The following is a 16,187-nucleotide window of genomic DNA, read 5'->3' on the forward strand; positions in this document are numbered from 1 at the left end:
ATGAACTCGGCAAACATCTTCATGCAATTGCTGGTGATCCTCGGGGTCTCCCACTGTCTGGGCCGCGTCAGTTTCTGGTTGGGTCAGCCCGCAGTCATCGGGTATCTGTTGACCGGCGTGATCGTCGGGCCGATGGTACTGGGCGCGATCGATCCCGGCCTGACCGGCGCGTTGTTCGCCAACGTCACCGGCCTGATGGCGCTGGGCAAGATCGGCCTGATCTTCATCATGTTTGGCCTGGGGCTGGAAACCGGCTCGGGGAGCCATGGTGGATCGCAGGCCAAGGCTGGTGGGGCGCTGCCGATCGCGGTGTTCGGTTTCATCGGCGCGGGACTGGCTGGGGTGCTGCTTGGCTATGCCAGCCACGGCGTGTTCTCCGGCCATGTCGATCGGCTGCCCTACATGCTGTTCTTTGGCGTCGCGATGGCGGCCACCGCTGTCCCGGTGCTGGCCGGCATCCTCGCCGATCCGCGTTTTCTCCACCACCGGCTGGCGCCGCTGGTGATGAACGCAGCGGTGATCACCGACATCCTCGCCTGGTTCGCCCTGTCCCTGGTGCTGGTGCTGCTATCGAGCACGGGCTCGGCGAGCATTCTGTATTCCGGCATCACCCTGATCGTGCTGGTGGCGGTGGCCGAGTTCGTGGTCAGCCGCCGCCTGGTCGCGCCTTCGTCCGCGACCGCCGGCAGTGATCCGTCACGGCCACTGGTCGCGGCGCTGATCGTGCTGTTCACCTTCTGTGTCATCACCGACCTGGCCAACGCCCACGTGACCATCGGCGCCTTCATCGCCGGGATCGCCTTCCGCCGTCACCAGGGCCTTCGCGAGTTCTGGGAAAAGGGACCGCAGGCCTTGGTCAACCTGTTCTTCGCACCCCTGTTCTTTGGCACGGCGGCGATGAACGTGAACATCGAGGCAGGTAGCTGGTCGGGCCTGCTGGCATGGGGCGGTTTGTTCCTGCTGGTCGGCGCGCTGGGCAAGGCCGGGGTTTCGTACCTGGTGGCGCGCTGCACGGGGCTTTGCCGTCCCGACGCATTCGTCGTGGCGACGCTGATGCACACCAAGGGGGTGATGGAAATCATCCTGCTGACGGTCGGGCTGGAGATCGGCGTCATCACGACCGACCTCTACGCGATTCTCATGGTTGTCGCGCTCGCGGCGACGGTCATTACCTTGCCGATCGTCCGGCTGATCCGGCCGCGCGAGCCTGCGCCCACCGGCTCAAGCGCACGGGTCGTGGCAACGCGCGAAGGTCGAGAGCGGCCAGTGCTGGAAAACCCTTGAGCAATGACGCAACTGGCAGGGAGGAGCACGACACGCATGGATCTGGGCTTCGAAAGGTAGCGATAGGGATGTTCTCGTTCAATCGATAGGAAGTGAAGCTGATGAGACCTTTGTTGAGTACAGACGTAGAAAAACGATGTGTTGACGAGGCAGGGGGGACCTGGATCCTGAGCGTCGACGATGTCCGGGGCACGGCGCGGCTATGTTCGCTGAGCGAGTCGGCACTGGTGCTGGAGACGACCCTGGCAGTACGCGTGGGCCAGGTGCTGACACTGCAGGGCCGCGACGACATCGCTCGGCGCGACCTGGCCTTCGAGGCGCAGGTCGTGCAGGTGGAGGCCATCGGCGCGGTCGTGCGTTTGCATTGCCTGCCTTGCGAAACCTGCAATGGCGGGCAATGGCCGCGCGAGGTGAAGCACCTGTGCCAGCGCCTGAGGGTTGACCAGGCGATCGCCGAGGCTGGCGAACAGCCGGATCACCAACCGCGTTGCCCGGCCAGCGAACTGCACTCCAGCGCACCGGTGTTGCTGGGGCAGGCCAAATCGATCGACGACCGCGAGGCCGCCTATCGCCTGGTCTATGGCGCCTACTTCCGCAAGGGCCTGGCAGCGCCCGCGCAGAATGGGCTGTACACCAACAGCTTCCTGCTCAACCCGCAGACCGTGACCTTCGTCGGCAAGGTGGAGGGGGAGGTGGCGATGACCCTGACCTCGATTCCCGACTCGGTGGCAGCCTTGCCGATGGACGCGGTGTTCGAGGATTGCCTGGCGCCCTTGCGCAAACAAGGTCGCCGTCTGGTCGAGTTCGGCATGCTGGCGGTGAGCACCGAGCACTTCGGGGCGATGAACTACAGCATCCATGACCCCGAGCGCATGTTGTGCGTGTACTCGCTGTTCCGCATCGCCCTGCAACACGCCAAGTTCACCCGCGGCTGTACCGACGTGGTGTTCGCCGTACCGCCCAAGCACCAGGCCTTGTACCGCTTCATGGGGGTGAGCGCGATCTCCGAGGTGCGCTACTACAGCAACTACAACACCCCGGCCGTGGCGATTCGCATCGACCTGCTGTCGCTCGAACTGCGCCCGCATGTGCGCCAGTTCCTGTTCGGCAACCCCATGGCGCAGCTTAAGGATATCGGCTTGACCGAGTGGTCCGTCCAGGCCCTGGCTCGGCTGTTCGGCAGCGGTGCGGTGCAAGGTGCGCCGCAGGACGTCGCAGCGCATTTCAACAGTGAAACCCAATAAGACAACAGGGAGAGTGATAGCAATGGACAAAGTGATGAATTCCGGCAGTTTCGCCCACGTGGATTTCCCGACCATCGACCTGACCCACGACCCGAAGATCGACTGGCTGACCCGTAGCCAGTACTGGGCGGATTTCCTCCGCCGCTACTATTTCGTCGGGCGCAAGGAACATGGCCCCTATGGCTCGCAGGCATGCATCGAGCGCACCCGGCGCATCGAGGCGCGCATCCAGGAGCAGTCCCGGGCCTACGGCGACGCTCCGACGCTGCCGGTGCCGGAGGTCGAGCTCAAGGACCTGTCGCCGGAAAACTTCCACAAGATCTACCTGGAACCCAACACCCCGGTGGTGTTCCGCGGCGCTGCCAAGGACTGGGAGTCAGTGCGCAAATGGACCCCGCAATACCTTGCCGAGCACTACGGCGATGTCAAGGTGGCGACCCGCGTGCGGGGCAACGAACTGAACGAGAAGGCGCTGCAGTACATCGACCTGCCGATCTCCGAAGTGGTGGAGAACATCCTTGGCGGAGGTACCTACTACCCGGGCCACACCGAGGACCTGTTCAACAAGCACCCCGAGCTGCGCCAGGAACTCGACCTGCCGACCCTGGGGCGCTACCTGAGCACCCGCGACAAGCGGATCATGTCGACGCAGATGTTCCTGTCTGCCGGCGGGGTGATTTCGGGCTGGCACTGCACCGGGGGACCGAACCTTTTCACCATGATCAGCGGCGTCAAGAAGTGGACCTTCGTGCATCCCAAGCACTCGATGTGGATGCACCCGATTACCCGCAAGGACATGTTCTACGCCGCAACCATGCTCGACTGGCGCAAGAGCCACGACGAGATCGAGGCCGACGGCTATCCGCTGTATCGCTACATTCCCAAGTACACCACCACCCTGGAGGCGGGTGACGTGCTGTTCTCGCCACACTGGTGGTGGCACTGCGTCGAGACCCCGGTGCCTTCGCTGGCCATTGCCTCGCGGGCGATCAACAAGATGATCATGGGCAACAAGATGTTCTCGCTGATGTGGGTGACCTCGCCACGCTTCCGCCAGACCGTGATGACCGTGCTCAAGGAAGGCTGGGGCTCGGACAAGGCGACCGGCGCAAAGCTTGCGTTCGAGTTCGACACCGAGGAATTCGTGCGGCGCGTATCGCTTTAAGCTCCGGTTGAAAAGAGCCCGGCTGTTACACTGGAGTTGCCCCGGAGGCCTGAACCGCCGGGGCATCGACCAAAACACCGGAAGTTATCTAAAGGAGTAGATATGAGCGTTGTTCTGTACAGCTACACCCTGTGTGTCCTGGTGCTGTTCGCCAAGATGTTCGCGATCTCGCTCTACCAGGGCGCATACCGGATTGGCCGCCTGACCTTCAAGAATGCCGAAGATGCCGGGTTCGTCGGCCGCCCCGCCAGTGCCGAGGAATTGCCGCAGGTCTCCCGCGCCTCCCAGGCGTGGATGAACGACCTGGAGAACATTCCATTGTTCTTCGTGCTCGGTGGCATCTACGTGCTGCTCGAGGGACCGGCAGGGCCTGCGGTATGGCTGTTCTCGCTGTTCACCGCTGCACGCATCGTGCACACCGTGACCTACCTGGCGCGCTGGCAGCCATGGCGGACCCTGGCCTATGCCGTGGGTGTCGTCTGCCTGTTTGGTATTGCCGGGTTAATCATCGCTCAGCTGGCCGCCAGGGCCGGCTGATGCACCGACGACAATGAAAGGATCGCCATCGCGCGAGGTACACCCATGGGCATGGATGCAATCATTCGATTTCTGATCAACTGGCGCAGGTTGAATGCGCTGTGGGTATTGATTGCCGTGCTGGCAATCGCGCCCGGTGCGCTGGGACTGCGGTTCGATGCGTCAATCGACTCCTTCCTGCCTGAAGGCAACACCGAGCGCCAGCAGTACGAAGCGTTCAAGCAGCGCTTCGGTGAAGACCGCATGGTGGTGATTGCCCTGCCACCCCAGGCGTTGTTCAGCGACCAGGCGATGGCCAGGCTCGAGGCGGTCACCGAGCGCTTCAAGCAGTTGCCCGACGTGGCCAAGGCGACCAGCATCGCCTCGGTCAACATCATTCATGGCCAGGAGCAGGCGCTGGGTATCCTGCCGGTGGCCGAGGCGCTGGCCCAGCCGACGCAGTACGATCGCCAACGGGTGCTCGACAAGCTGCGCGCCAGCCCCTTGTACCAGCGTGACCTGATCTCGCCGGACGGGCAGGTGGCGGCGATCCTCATCGAGGTCCGCTCGGCGGCTGGCGAAGGCAAGTTCGAGCGGATCCTGGCGAGCGTGGCGCCGATCATGCAAGGCAGCGGCTTCACCCTGTACCACGTCGCCGGCGAGCCGGTGGTCGAGCAACAGGTGACCAGCGACATGTGGAAGGATCTCAAGGTCTTCATTCCTCTGACTTCGCTGGTGCTGCTGGTGTTGCTGCTGGCGTTCCTGCGCAACCTGGGCGATGTCTGGGTGGTGATGGCCGTCGTGACCCTGTGCACGGCGCTGCTGCTGGGCAGCATGGGACGCCTGGGGTTGCCGATGAACGCGGTCACGGTCGGCCTGCCGTCGATCATGATGTGCGTCGCCGTGCTGGATTGCCTGCACCTGCTGGATACCCACCGGCAGGGCCTCAACGACGGCCTGCCGGTGCTCGAGGCCGCACGTCGCTCGCTGCGGCAGAACTTCGTGCCGTGTTTCCTCACCTCCTTCACCACGGCCATCGGCTTTCTCACCCTGGCGGTCAGCGAGGTGGCGCCCATCCGCTCGTTCGGCGTGATCGCCGCGCTGGCGGCAATCCTTGCCTATGTGCTGTCCTACCTGGTGATGCCGTTCCTGCTTGAGTGCGCGCCGGCCAGGCGCGTGCGACGGTCCGAGCACAAGCACCATGCCAGGTGGGTGGAGCGCCTCGCGCCGTTGTATCGTTCGCCGCGCACGCTGCCGTTGCTGACGGTCGCGGTGGTGGCCCTGGCGCTGCTGCCGATCGGTCGCCTGCATGTGGAAGCCTCGTTCCTCAACTTCATCGATCGGTCAGCACCGGTGAAGGTGTCCACGGACTTCGTCGAGCGTGAGCTCGGTGGCGTGTCCAACCTTGAGGTCAGCCTGCGGACCCAGGACAAGGGCGGGGTACTCGAACCCGCTGCGTTGCGCGAGATCGCCGCGCTGCAGGATTACCTCGGGCGAATCCCTGGGGTGGACAAGACCTTGTCGGTGGTCGACTTCCTGCGCGATATCCATCGCGAGATGAATGGAGGCGACCCGCGCTTCCAGGTATTGCCTGACAGTCGGGAGGCGGCCGAGCAATACGTCTTCACCTACTCGCTGGCGGGGCCGGACCACGAACTGACGCGTTTCATCGACTACGACAACCAGTCCACCCGAGTGCGCGTGCGCCTGCAGCAAATGCCTCACGCCCAGCTGCAGCAGGTGCTTGACCAGGTGAACGATTACCTCGACCGGCAGCCGAGTGTGTTCGAGCACAGCCTGACATCGTACTCGGTGATGCAGTCGGCGATGGTCAAGTTGCTGCTCGACGGCATGCTGTGGAGCATCCTGTTCGCGGTCGCCTGCATGCTGGTCGCGTTTTACCTGCTCATTCGTTCGTGGAAGATCGCCGCCGTCGCAGTAGTCGTCAACATCATGCCGCTGGTGGCGGTGTTCGGTGTGATGGGGGCCTTGGGCCTGTCGATCAATGTGGGTACCTCGATGATCGGCTGCATCATGTTCGGCCTGGTGGTGGACGCAACCCTGCATTGCTTCTACCACGCGCGGCACGCCCCGGCGCACCTGTCGGCCCAGCAACTGGTGGTGATGATCTTCGAGGACATTGGCGAGGCGCTGTGGACCGGCGCGCTGGTGCTGTGTGCGGGGTTCCTCGTGCTCGGACTGGGCGAATCCTATTTCACCCGCCTGTTCGGGGTGTTCTGCGCCTTGGCGATCTTCGTCTCGCTGTTCTGCAACGCCGTGGGCATACCCTACCTCATCCACCATTTCGCCAGGCGCACCGAACCCAGCGCTGATGTGTCCGGCATTGCGCTTTCCGAACGCTGATTCAGTCAGACGATCTGTTCGAGGAATTAACCGATGATTGACTTGTATACCTATGCTACGCCAAACGGTTGGAAGGTCTCGGTGATGCTGGAAGAGCTCGCCACGCCCTACCGGGCCATTCTGGTGGACCTTGCCGCGCGGGAGCAGGAAAGCGAAGCCTTCAGGGCGTTGAACCCCAACAGCCGCATTCCAGTGATCGTCGATCGTGATTCAGAGGACTTTTGCGTCTTCGAGTCCGGCGCCATCCTGGTCTATCTGGCCCAGAAGCACGGCGCACTTCTGCCCGAGGAGACCAAGGCGCGTTCGACGGTGATGCAGTGGCTGATGTTCCAGATGGGCGGTGTCGGCCCGATGATGGGCCAGGCCAACGTCTTCAACCGTTACTTTCCAGAACGCATTCCAAGTGTGATCGCTCGCTATCAGGCCGAAAGCAAGCGCCTGTTGGCTGTGCTCGACAGGCGTCTGGCCGAGCATGAGTTCCTGGCCGGGGACTACAGCATCGCCGATATCGCCAACTGGTGCTGGGCCCGCGGCCACGAGTGGTCGGGTGTCGATGTGCAGGACCTGCCGAACCTGCGGCGCTGGCTGGCGGTTATCGAGCAGCGCCCCGCAGCGCAACGTGGCGTGAAGGTGCCGTTCGATATCAGTGATGTCTTCGGTGCCGGCCGCACGGCCGAGGCTAGCGAAACCTATGCACAGCAAGGGCAGCGATTGTTCGTGCCCTAGGGTCTGTACGAACGCAGTATGGGCGAGTGCAGATACATTTCGTACGGAGCCTGAGCCTTGCCGGCTGCCTGGTCGCCGACCGGGCCGTCTTAGCCTGCAACACTTGACTGGCCGGCTCGCAGCAATGCGGGCTGGAGGGGTCAGTCATCTAAAAATTAAACAAGAATGGTATGGAAATCAGATGTCCAAACAACCGGTGATGGTGAGTAGATCGGGTCGTCCCAAGGATCAAGCGAAGCGCAAGGCAGTCCTTGAAGCGGCTAAGAGCCTCTTTCTGAGCAAAGGCTACGAGGGGAGCAGCATGGATGCGATCGCCGCCGAGGCGGGGGTCTCGAAGCTGACTGTGTACAACCACTACAGTGACAAGGCGACGTTGTTCTCGGCAGCCATCACAGCCAAGTGCGACGAGCAGCTGCCAGAGCGGCTGTTCGAGTTTTCGCCGCATGCCAGTATCGAGTCGGTTCTGCTCAAGATCGGTGGCAAGTACCTGGACCTGATCTGCAGCAGCGAGGCGGTCGCGCTGCAACGCATCATCGTGGCGATGGCCCGTCAGGAGCCGAAGCTGGCCTGCATGTTCTACGAGGCGGGTGCACAGCACATGCTCAAGGAGATGACCAAGTTGCTGATGCGTGCTTCGCTTGCAGGTCGTCTGCGCGTCGAGGATGCGCAGACGTCGGCGAAACGCTTCTTCTGCCTGCTCAAGGGTGATGACTATTTTCGCGTACTGATCGGCCTGTGTGCACCGCTGCAGGGGGAGCACGCCGAAGCGCACGTGCGTGAGGTCGTGTCGATGTTCATGGCTTTGCATGGCGGCGCGGTGCCGAGTGCCGAAGGCATGGTCGAACGCAGTCTGGGGGGCGGGTACCGATCGCGCATGCTGTTCAGGCCGGTGTTGAGCAGCCTGCCGCAGCAAATAGCCGGCGTCGGCAGGAGCGACGTCGGGGCGAGCCATCTTGGAGAAATCGACAGGAATTAAAAAGCCGGCTTGTGGCCGGCTTCTCGGGGACGGTCTTGGCTCATTTTTGATAAGCCGCAACCGCCTTAAACGGTTGGCAACATGGCCTGAAAAAGATGGCGGACGGCTGTGTGAGGCGTCGCCAGGCCCTCTGGAATGCGGCTTGCACCATCAGGGGGCATGATGTGCGGCGTAGCATACCCGTGTGTGTGGCGCATGCCCAGCAAAAAGTGAGGTGCTTCAGCCGGGGCGTGCCGGGCGCAGGCTCGACCACCAGAACACCCAGCCGAGGATTTCCACGTTCTGCACCCGGCGCTGATAGGCCGTATAGCGTTCACTGGGATGGTTGAGGCGGTCATGGCTGTGCAGGCACAGCGTGCCATTGTGGCCAAGGGTGAGGTGTTGCACCCGCAGGCGACCGTTGTGCAGCAGGGCGTAGCATTCGCCTTCGACCACCCGGGTGCAGCCGCGCTCGATGGCCAGCAGGGCGCCCTGGGGCAGCAGCGGGGCCATGTTGTTACCTGGCATGCCGAGGCAGATGGCCTTTTCTGCGTTGACCTGCAGGCACTCCAGGGCTCGCCGGGGTATCGGCTGATAATGCCCTGGTAGCGCCTGCAGGCTGCCATCGCGCACCTGGTGCAGTGGCAGGTGGATCAGGTCCGTGTCCAGGGCCTGCAGCGGCGGCGGCAACGCCAGGGCCGGTGCCGTTGGTGTCGCGGGAGCCAGAGGCGTCGGATGCTTCGGTCCCTCGCCACTGCGCAGCCAGCGCCTGCGTACGCAGAACAGGTCGGCGATTTCATCGAGCCGGGCCTGGGGCACGCCGCGCTTGAACCAGTTGTTGACGTGCTGCGACGAGACCTTGCGCTGGGCGGCAAAGTCGGAAGGGGTCAGGTGGCACTCCAGCAGGAGGGCTTTGAGACGGTCACCGGATGTTTTCATGGTGTCGAGTCTATAGGCCCTCGTACGGTGTGGAAATCAACCCGATGTAGAGGAATTTTGTAGGAAATGTGCTGGTTTGTAGGTATGCGCGTAGGAGCGGGTAGGAAGTTTCGTTTTGCGCGTTATCGCAGGGCAAGCCCGCCACGTGTCCGGTACACGAATTCGTGCGGGCCTGTCTCGCGATGACGTCTCAGGCTTTGTTCAGATACATCCGCGTGGTCAGCAGATACACCGGCAATCCCGACACGACGATCAGCAATGCCGCATAAGGTGCCGCCGCCGCAAACTCGACGTTGGCGGTGTGCGCCCATACCTCGGTGGCCAGTGTGGTCATGCCGGTCGGGCTGAGCAGTAGGGTCGCGGTCAACTCCTTCATCGCATCCAGGAATACCAGGGCGAACGCCGCCGCCATCGCCGGGAAGATGATCGGCAGGGTGACCCGGCAGAACGCCGCGAAACTGCTAGCACCCAGGGTGCGCGCGGCTTCTTCCAGCGTCGGCGAGGCCTTGTTCAGCGCGGTGCGCACCGGCGACTGCGCCAAGGGCAGGAACAGCAAGGCATAGGCCAGGATCAGCAGCGCGGTGGTCTGGTACAGCGCCGGCACATAGTGCAGGGCGAAGAACACCAGGGTCAGGGCGATCACCAGCCCGGGCAGGGCGTGCAGCAGGTACGGCAGACGCTCGGCCCAGATCGCCAGGCGCCCCTTGTAGCGCACCACCAGGAAGCTGATCGGCAGCGCCAGCAGCACGCAGAAACCGGCGCCGCCCAGGGATACCGACAGCGAGGTGGCCAGGGCCTTGCCGATGGCCGCGACCGGGAAGGCCGCCGACGAACCGACGCTGAGCCAGTAGCCGAGCATCGCCAGCGGAATGCCGCTGCCCAACACTGCCAGGGCCAGGCAGAACAATTGCCCCAGTGGCATCCAGCCGCGCAGGCGCAGCGGTTGCGCGCGACGAGCGACACCCTGGCCAATGCGCACATGGCGGGCCTTGCCGCGTACCCGCAGTTCCAGCCACAGCATCGCCAGGCACAGCACCAACAGCACCGCCGAGAGCATGGCCGCGTTGGCGTTGCTGAATTCCAGCTCGAACTGCTGGTAGATCGCCGTGGTGAAGGTCTGCAGGCCGAGGATCGACAGGGCGCCGAACTCCACCAGCATGTGCAGGGCGATCAGCAGCGCGCCGCCCAGCATCGATGGCCACAGCAGCGGCAGGGTGATCTTGTGGAAAACGCCCCAGCGGCCGCAGCCCAGCGTGCGCGCCGATTCCTCCAGCGAGGTGTCGAGGTTGCGCAGGGTGGCGGCCACCGGCAGGAACACCAACGGGTATTTCGACAGCGCCATCACCAGAATGGCCCCACCCAAGCCCTCGAAGTCCGAACTCAGCGACACCCAGGTGAAGCTGCTGACAAACGACGGCACGGCGAACGGCAGGCACAGCACCACGCCCCACAGGCGCCGCCCCGGCAGGTCGCTGCGCTCCAGCAGCCAGGCCAGGGCCACGCCAACCAGCAGACACAGCACGGTGACGCCGACCATCAGCATCAGGGTGTTGCGCAGCAGACCCCAGACAAACGGGCGCCAGAGCAGGCGCAGGGCTTCGTGCCAGCCGGCTTCCCAGGCCTTGAGCCCGACATAAAGCAATGGCAACAGGCTCATCGTCACCAGGAACAACACGGGCAACACCACCCAGACGGAGGGTCGCTTGCGCTTCGGTACGAAGCGCGACAAGGCGGGCGAGGGCAGGGCGGCGGTCATCAGAGCAGGCCAACCTCACGTTCAAGCTCGATCGCTTCCTCGGCATTGCCAAGGTCGGCCGGCGAGATCTTCGGCGGGCGCAGCTCATCGAACGGCTTCAGGCCACGGTCCGAGACCATGCCTTTGTGCAGCGGGTATTCGGCGGTGGTCTGGGTGATCACCCGCTGGCCTTCTTCACTGGCCATCCAGTTGAGCAGGGCCTGGGCCTCCTTGGGGTGCTTGCTGGCCTTGACCACCGCGGCGCCGGAAATGGTCACCAGGTTGCCAGCATCGCCATCGGCCAGGTAGTAAAGCTTGGAGTCCAGCTTGCCGCGCTCGCGCTCGAGGGCATACCAGTAGTAGTTGTTCACCAGTACCGCGGCCACTTCGCCTTTTTCCACGGCCTTGAGGGCCACCATGTTGTTGGTGTAGGTCTTGCCGAAGGCTTTCAGGCCGGTCAGCCATTCTTCGGTGGCTTCGCGGCCATGCATCTTCAGGATGGCCACGGCCTGTTCCTGGAAGGCGCCGCTGGTGGGGACGTAGCCGACACGCCCTTCCCATTCGGGATTGGCGAAGTCCATGACCGTGGTCGGCAGGTCTTTCTCGTCGATCTTCTTCGGGTTGAACACCACGATACGGGTGCGCGCGGTGATGCCCATCCAGGTGCTGTTGGCGCCCACATATTCCTTGGGCATCATGTTCGCGGTGACGTCGTCGATCTTCGCCAGCAGGCCCAGTTCGCCCAGGTTGTTCAGGGGCGGGGATTCCTCGGTGTAGATGATGTCGGCCGGCGAGCGTGCGCCTTCCTCGATGATCTGGCTGGCCAGCTGGTTGCTGCTGCCCTTGCGGATATTGATGTGGATGCCGGTCTTGGCCTCGTAGGCCTTGGCGATGGCGTCACCGATTTCCTTGTGCTGGCCGTTGTACATCGTCAGCGTGACCGGTTCGTCTGCCAGGGCGGCCGGAGCGCCGATCACCAGGCTCAGAACTGCGGCGGCCAGGGTGCGCATCAGCGGTTGCGGGCGGATCGTCATGCGGGTATTTCCTCGCTTACGGCTACATATTTGGAAACAATGGTAAACGAAATTGTTTCTCAAATGGGCGCATGACGGGAAATTCATGGGATCTGTGTAGGAGCGGCCTTGTGCCGCGAAAGGGTCGCGCAGCGGCCCTAGGTTTCAGCGTTCACGTCAAGATCGCCGGGGTCGCTGTGCGACCCTTTCGCGGCACAAGGCCGCTCCTACAGGGGGCGCGTCGGGTGGTTGCAAAAATCGCAGGCAAGAAAAAACCCACTAGCAAGCTAGTGGGTTTTTGTATGGTGCCCAGGAGAAGACTCGAACTTCCACGACCGTTAAGTCACTGATACCTGAAACCAGCGCGTCTACCAATTCCGCCACCTGGGCAAAGCTTTGCATCATCTGATGAAGGCGACTATCGTTCGCTTTCACACAGTAGTAACAGATCCTTGGTCATCTGTTACTTGAAAAATTTTGGTGCCCAGGAGAAGACTCGAACTTCCACGACCGTTAAGTCACTGATACCTGAAACCAGCGCGTCTACCAATTCCGCCACCTGGGCACACATTCGAGATTACAGGATGCTTTACAGCGTCGTTCATCTCTACTACAACTTCGGGGTTGTCCGTCGTTGTGGTGCGCACTATACGGACGCTCCAGATGCCTGTAAACCCCCCGAACGAAAAAAAATTCAAAAAATTCAACTTGTTGATTCCGCAGGCCTATTGCTGCACGACGGACGCACTGCCGGGGCTGTCCAAGGCTGACATTTCCGGTTTCAATACGCCTATGCCAGAATTCATATCTATATACCCCAAGGTGAACCCCTTCTGATGGCCGATTGGCAATCCCTCGATCCCGAGGCCGCTCGCGAAGCGGAAAAATACGACAACCCCATCCCCAGCCGTGAGCTGATCCTGCAGCGCCTGGCCGACCGTGGCGAACCGGCTGCCCGTGAACAGCTGGCTGAAGAGTTCGGTCTTTACGAAGAAGACCAGATCGAAGCCCTGCGTCGCCGCCTGCGTGCCATGGAGCGCGATGGCCAGCTTATCTATACCCGGCGCGGCACTTATGCCCCGGTAGACAAGCTCGACCTGATCTGCGGCCGTGTTTCCGGTCACCGTGACGGCTTCGGTTTCCTGATCCCCGACGACGGCAGCGAGGACCTGTTCCTCAGCCCGGCACAGATGCGCCTGGTGTTCGACGGCGACCGCGGCCTGGCCCGGGTGTCCGGTGTCGACCGCCGTGGCCGCCGCGAAGGCGTGCTGGTCGAAGTCATCTCCCGCGCCCATGAAAGCGTGGTCGGCCGCTACTTCGAAGAGGGCGGCATCGGCTACGTGACCCCGGACAACCCGAAGATCCAGCAGGAAGTGCTGGTCACCGCCGGGCGTAACGGCGGCGCCAAGATCGGCCAGTTCGTGTCGATCAAGATCACCCACTGGCCAACCCCGCGCTTCCAGCCCCAGGGCGACGTGATCGAAGTGATCGGCAACTACATGGCGCCGGGCATGGAGATCGACATCGCCCTGCGCAGCTATGACATCCCGCATGTCTGGCCGCAGGACGTGATCAAGGAAGCGCGCAAGTTCCGCTCCGAAGTCGAGGAGAAGGACAAGGAGAAGCGCATCGACCTGCGCCATCTGCCGTTCGTCACCATCGACGGCGAGGATGCCCGCGACTTCGACGACGCCGTCTATTGCGAACCCCTGGGCAAGCTGCGCCTGTTCTCCGGCGGCTGGCGCCTGTATGTGGCGATCGCCGACGTGTCCAGCTACGTGCGCCTGGGCTCGGCCCTGGACGTCGAAGCCCAGCAGCGTGGCAACTCGGTGTACTTCCCCGAGCGCGTGATCCCCATGCTGCCCGAGGAACTGTCCAACGGCCTGTGCTCGCTGAACCCGCACGTCGATCGCCTGGCCATGGTCTGCGAAATGACCATGAACAAGGCCGGCCAGATGGTCGACTACCAGTTCTACGAAGGGGTGATCCACTCCCACGCCCGTCTGACCTACAACAAGGTCAGCAGCATGCTCGAGCATGCCCGTACCCGTGAAGGCAAGGCGCTGCGTGAGGAATACAAGGAAGTCCTGCCGGACCTGAAGAACCTGTACAACCTGTACAAGGTGCTGGTCGACGCCCGTCACACCCGTGGCGCGATCGATTTCGAAACCCAGGAAACCCGCATCATCTTCGGCGAAGACCGCAAGATCGACGAAATTCGTCCGACCGTGCGCAACGACGCCCACAAGCTGATCGAGGAGTGCATGCTGGCGGCCAACGTCGCCACCGCCGAATTCCTGCAGAAGCACAACGTGCCTTCGCTGTACCGCGTGCACGACGGTCCGCCACCAGAGCGCCTGGAAAAACTGCGCGCCTTCCTCGGTGAACTGGGCCTGAGCCTGCACAAGGGCAAGGACCCGTCGCCGAAGGACTACCAGGCACTATTGGCGAGCATCGCCGGGCGCCCGGACTTCCACCTGATCCAGACCGTCATGCTGCGCTCGCTGAGCCAGGCGGTGTACAGCGTCGAGAACAACGGCCACTTCGGCCTGAACTACGAGGCCTACACCCACTTCACCTCGCCGATCCGCCGCTACCCGGACCTGCTGGTGCACCGTGCCATCCGCAGCGTGATCCGCTCCAAGGTCGATACCCCGCACGTCAAGCGGGCCGGCGCCATGAGCATCCCCAAGGCGCGCATCTATCCGTACGACGAGAACAGCCTCGAGCAGATGGGCGAGCAGTGCTCGATGACCGAGCGCCGCGCCGACGAGGCCACACGCGATGTGGTCAACTGGCTCAAGTGCGAGTACATGCGTGATCGCGTGGGCGAGACCTTCCCGGGCGTGATCACCGCGGTGACCGGTTTCGGCCTGTTCATCGAGTTGACCGACATCTATGTCGAAGGCCTGGTGCATGTCAGCGCCCTGCCGGGCGACTACTACCACTTCGACCCGGTGCACCACCGCCTGTCGGGCGAGCGCAGCGGTCGCAGCTTCCGCCTGGGCGATACGGTGGAAGTCAAGGTCATGCGCGTCGACCTCGAACAGCGCAAGATCGACTTCGAGATGTCCGAGAAGACCGTTACCGCATCGGTTGGCCGCAAGCCGCGCAGTGCCGCAGCGCAGCCTGAAACCGAAAAGGCTCCCGCCGCCGAAGCGAAGATTTCGCCCAAGCCGCGTAGCCGCAAGAGCGAAAGCGCCGACGCCTACTTCCCGAAGGACGCCGTGCAGCGCAACGCCGAGGTGCGCAAGAGTCGCGAGATGAAGAAGGCGCTGATGGGCGAGGCGCGCGCCAGCGGCCATGCCGGCAGCAAGTCGGAGAAGGGTGGCAAGTCTTCCGGCAAGCCGACCAAGCATCGCAAGGGGCCGCCCAAGTCCGGCGCGCCACGTAAAGGCAAGAACAAGTCATGAGTCAGCTGGAAAAGATCTACGGTGTACATGCGGTGCAGGCACTGCTGCAGCACCACCCCAAGCGCGTCAAGCAGATCTGGCTGTCCGAAGGGCGCAGCGAACCGCGCATCCAGGCCTTGCTGGCCCTGGCCGCGGAAAACCGCGTCCAGGTCGGCCAGGCCGAGCGCCGTGAGCTCGACACCTGGGTCGAGGGCGTGCACCAGGGCGTGGTCGCTGAGGTGAGTCCGAGCCAGGTGTGGGGCGAGTTGATGCTCGAGGAGTTGCTCGAGCGCACCGAAACGCCGCCGCTGATCCTGGTGCTCGATGGTGTCACCGATCCGCACAATCTCGGTGCCTGCCTGCGCACCGCCGATGCTGCCGGCGCCACCGCCGTGGTGATCCCCAAGGACAAGTCCGCGAGCCTGACCGCCGTGGTGCGCAAGGTGGCCTGCGGCGCCGCGGAAGTGATTCCGCTGGTGGCCGTGACCAACCTGTCCCGCACCCTGGAAAAACTCCAGCAGCGTGGCCTGTGGGTGGTCGGCACTGCCGGCGAGGCCGAGCAGGAGATCTACCAGCAGGACCTGACCGGTCCGCTGGTGATGATCATGGGCGCCGAAGGCAAGGGTATGCGCCGCCTGACCCGCGAGCACTGCGATTTCCTGGTCAAGCTGCCGATGGCGGGCAGCGTCAGCAGCCTCAACGTCTCGGTGGCGACCGGGGTGTGCCTGTTCGAGGCCGTACGTCAGCGCCAGGCCAAACGCTGATGGCTTGATATCGGGCGGCGGGGGGGGGGGGGGGGGGGGGGGGGGGGGGGGGGGGGGGGGGGGGGGGGGCGGCGCGCCGGCCGCCCCCCC

11 protein-coding genes, 2 tRNA genes and 1 pseudogene are annotated in these 16,187 nt (G+C 63.4%); 9 read left to right on the top strand and 5 right to left on the bottom strand.

The window, feature by feature from the left end:
* The 7 genes and pseudogenes from NMG10_RS22550 to NMG10_RS22580 form a co-directional block, all read left to right on the top strand.
* Positions 1–1,284 carry a cation:proton antiporter gene (locus tag NMG10_RS22550; protein WP_254465168.1) on the top strand — a complete coding sequence of 428 codons (1,284 nt, stop codon included), beginning with the start codon at positions 1–3 and terminating at the stop codon, positions 1,282–1,284.
* Positions 1,285–1,397: 113 nt separating this feature from the next.
* Complete coding sequence (locus NMG10_RS22555; RefSeq protein ID WP_254465169.1) at positions 1,398–2,528, top strand: hypothetical protein; 1,131 nt, start codon at positions 1,398–1,400, stop codon at positions 2,526–2,528.
* A gap of 22 nt (positions 2,529–2,550) precedes the next feature.
* Positions 2,551–3,693: a cupin-like domain-containing protein gene (locus tag NMG10_RS22560; RefSeq protein ID WP_139668245.1), complete on the top strand. Its 1,143-nt coding sequence runs from the start codon at positions 2,551–2,553 to the stop codon at positions 3,691–3,693.
* A gap of 102 nt (positions 3,694–3,795) precedes the next feature.
* Positions 3,796–4,230, top strand: a complete 435-nt coding sequence (locus tag NMG10_RS22565) for an MAPEG family protein (RefSeq protein WP_028690310.1) — start codon at positions 3,796–3,798, stop codon at positions 4,228–4,230.
* 51 nt (positions 4,231–4,281) lie between these two features.
* Positions 4,282–6,573, top strand: coding sequence for an RND family transporter (locus NMG10_RS22570; protein ID WP_254465170.1), 2,292 nt, complete (start codon positions 4,282–4,284; stop codon positions 6,571–6,573).
* Positions 6,574–6,606: 33 nt separating this feature from the next.
* Positions 6,607–7,299: a glutathione S-transferase family protein gene (locus NMG10_RS22575; protein ID WP_203650154.1), complete on the top strand. Its 693-nt coding sequence runs from the start codon at positions 6,607–6,609 to the stop codon at positions 7,297–7,299.
* 181 nt (positions 7,300–7,480) lie between these two features.
* Positions 7,481–8,098: pseudogene (locus tag NMG10_RS22580) on the top strand (TetR/AcrR family transcriptional regulator); the annotation flags it as partial.
* Between the two features lie 396 nt (positions 8,099–8,494).
* On the opposite strand, the gene NMG10_RS22585 reads toward NMG10_RS22580, so the two are convergent.
* The 5 genes from NMG10_RS22585 to NMG10_RS22605 all read right to left on the bottom strand — a co-directional run bounded on the left by NMG10_RS22585 (position 8,495) and on the right by NMG10_RS22605 (position 12,506).
* Positions 8,495–9,193: an XRE family transcriptional regulator gene (locus NMG10_RS22585; RefSeq protein ID WP_203650156.1), complete on the bottom strand. Its 699-nt coding sequence runs from the start codon at positions 9,191–9,193 to the stop codon at positions 8,495–8,497.
* A gap of 190 nt (positions 9,194–9,383) precedes the next feature.
* A complete protein-coding gene (locus NMG10_RS22590) occupies positions 9,384–10,949 on the bottom strand; it encodes an iron ABC transporter permease (protein ID WP_203650158.1) in 1,566 nt (521 codons plus the stop codon).
* Positions 10,949–11,962 carry an extracellular solute-binding protein gene (locus tag NMG10_RS22595; protein ID WP_254465171.1) on the bottom strand — a complete coding sequence of 338 codons (1,014 nt, stop codon included), beginning with the start codon at positions 11,960–11,962 and terminating at the stop codon, positions 10,949–10,951. Before NMG10_RS22595 ends, NMG10_RS22590 begins: the two co-directional genes overlap by 1 nt.
* Before the next feature lie 282 nt (positions 11,963–12,244).
* Positions 12,245–12,331: transfer RNA gene (locus NMG10_RS22600), tRNA-Leu, on the bottom strand.
* Between the two features lie 88 nt (positions 12,332–12,419).
* Positions 12,420–12,506 (bottom strand) — tRNA-Leu (locus NMG10_RS22605).
* Positions 12,507–12,777: 271 nt separating this feature from the next.
* Between NMG10_RS22605 and rnr the strand changes: the two genes are divergently transcribed.
* On the top strand, positions 12,778–15,354 hold the full coding sequence (gene rnr, locus NMG10_RS22610) for a ribonuclease R (protein WP_254465172.1): 2,577 nt from the start codon (positions 12,778–12,780) through the stop codon (positions 15,352–15,354).
* The gene (rlmB, locus tag NMG10_RS22615) at positions 15,351–16,097 is read left to right on the top strand and encodes a 23S rRNA (guanosine(2251)-2'-O)-methyltransferase RlmB (RefSeq protein ID WP_254465173.1); all 747 of its coding nucleotides are present in this window, start codon (positions 15,351–15,353) and stop codon (positions 16,095–16,097) included. The genes rnr and rlmB overlap by 4 nt, the downstream gene beginning before the upstream one ends.
* Positions 16,098–16,187 lie beyond the last annotated feature (90 nt).

The sequence above is a fragment of the Pseudomonas sp. DVZ6 genome, from assembly GCF_024259445.1.
GTDB classification, from domain to species: Bacteria; Pseudomonadota; Gammaproteobacteria; order Pseudomonadales; family Pseudomonadaceae; genus Aquipseudomonas; species Aquipseudomonas peradeniyensis.